The organism is bacterium (assembly GCA_040755795.1).
GTDB lineage: Bacteria > UBA9089 > CG2-30-40-21 > CG2-30-40-21 > SBAY01 > JBFLXS01.
The window spans coordinates 1-1,547 of the sequence record JBFLXS010000652.1; the positions used below are offsets into that span (position 1 = coordinate 1).

Genomic DNA, 1,547 nt, shown 5'->3' on the forward strand with positions numbered 1-1,547 from the left:
TCCCACCAACAACTAACGCCTTAAGTTTTAAATCCTACTCATTCCTCGCTATTGTCATATTGATTAAAGAATATTGATTAAAGAAAAGAATAATCCTTCTAAAAATCGGGGTTCGGATTTAGGGGTTCGTGGATTCTTTTATCCCCTAACCCCCAATCCCGAATCCCTTTTTTCGTTTCTTAGTGACCTGGTAGCTGAATAATTACAATAATAATATCATACAAATAATAATTTGTCAACAATAAAAAAAGAAAAAATGTAATCGGTCAGCTATTGGTGGGAGAAAGGCATAAAGATTAAATTTCTCGTATAGTATAGGGTAGGGGTAGGGTAGGGGTCACATCTTGAATTGTGAATTAAAACTTGACAAAATCATTTATTTATGATATACTTTTACCATTATGGCAAGGGACTGGAGAATACAATATGAAGGAGCGGTGTATCATGTGATGTGCCGTGGGGTTGGAGGCAACGAGATATTTTCTCAACCTCAGGATTATCTCCGTTTTGAAGATTATATAGAATTGGCTGTGGAGAGGTTTAATCTGACAATATATGCCTATACACTTATGACCAATCACTATCATCTTTTTTTGTGCACTCATGAAGCTAATCTTTCTCGGGCAATACAATGGTTACAATCTTCGTATGGGATGTATTATAATTTAAAGCATAGGAAAAGAGGGCATTTGTTTCAGGGTAGGTTTAAGAGTATTGTGATTGAGGATGAATCATATTTTCTTGGTTTGAGTGGCTATATTCATCTAAATCCAGTAAGGGCAGGGATAGTAAAGAATCTGGAGGAGTATCAGTGGAGCAGTTACAGAGATTATGTCGGAACAAGGCGTGTTCATAAATGGGTAGAGCCAAATGCTGTATTGAAGATGTTTGGAGGTGAGAAAGATAACCGAGCGGAGGAGTATCGGCAGTGGTTACTTACAAGAGCAGGTAAGGAGAAGGAGATATTGAATAATGTAAGATATGGAATAATACTTGGAAGTGATAGGTTTGTGGAATGGATAAGGGAAAAGTTTGGGAAGGGGAAGGAGATGGAGGAAGAGATTCCTGTAATGAAACAGATAAGAGCAGAAGTAGAAATAGGGAAGGTGATAGAGGCAATAAAGAAGGTTTTTGGAGTAAGTGATAAGGAGATACAAGAGGGGGTAGGAAGGAAGCGAGAGAGGTAACCATGTGGTTATTGACAAGGAAAATTGGGCTGAAGAATTATGAAGTGGGGAAGGTATTTGGTGTAGGATATTCAGCGGTAAGCCATGCAGGAGGAAGAGTAGAGGAAGAAATGAAAATATCAGAAGAATTTGAGATAAAGCGCTGATTTCGATACTCCTTAATTAGAAGTCATTAATTTTATTTTGAGTAAATTTAAGCCTATATTTCAGGTTTTTTATATTAAGAAGTATTATCTTAACCTAAGTTCATGACTCAAAAAATTAAGTTGTGTAAAATCAATGAGTTACAACTTCAGGAAATCGAATTTTGGCACTACAGATTTAAACTTTTCATAAGATCACCTTTATTGTTTTGCCAGG

At 36.4% G+C, this 1,547-nt stretch carries 2 protein-coding genes; both read left to right on the forward strand.

All coding sequences use genetic code 11. The annotated features are described in order from the left end of the window. The first annotated feature begins 401 nt into the window (after positions 1–401). Positions 402–1,187: a transposase gene (locus AB1414_20640; GenBank protein MEW6609818.1), complete on the forward strand. Its 786-nt coding sequence runs from the start codon at positions 402–404 to the stop codon at positions 1,185–1,187. A 2-nt stretch (positions 1,188–1,189) separates the two neighbouring features. Beyond that, positions 1,190–1,333: a hypothetical protein gene (locus tag AB1414_20645; GenBank protein ID MEW6609819.1), complete on the forward strand. Its 144-nt coding sequence runs from the start codon at positions 1,190–1,192 to the stop codon at positions 1,331–1,333. Positions 1,334–1,547: the final 214 nt, after the last annotated feature.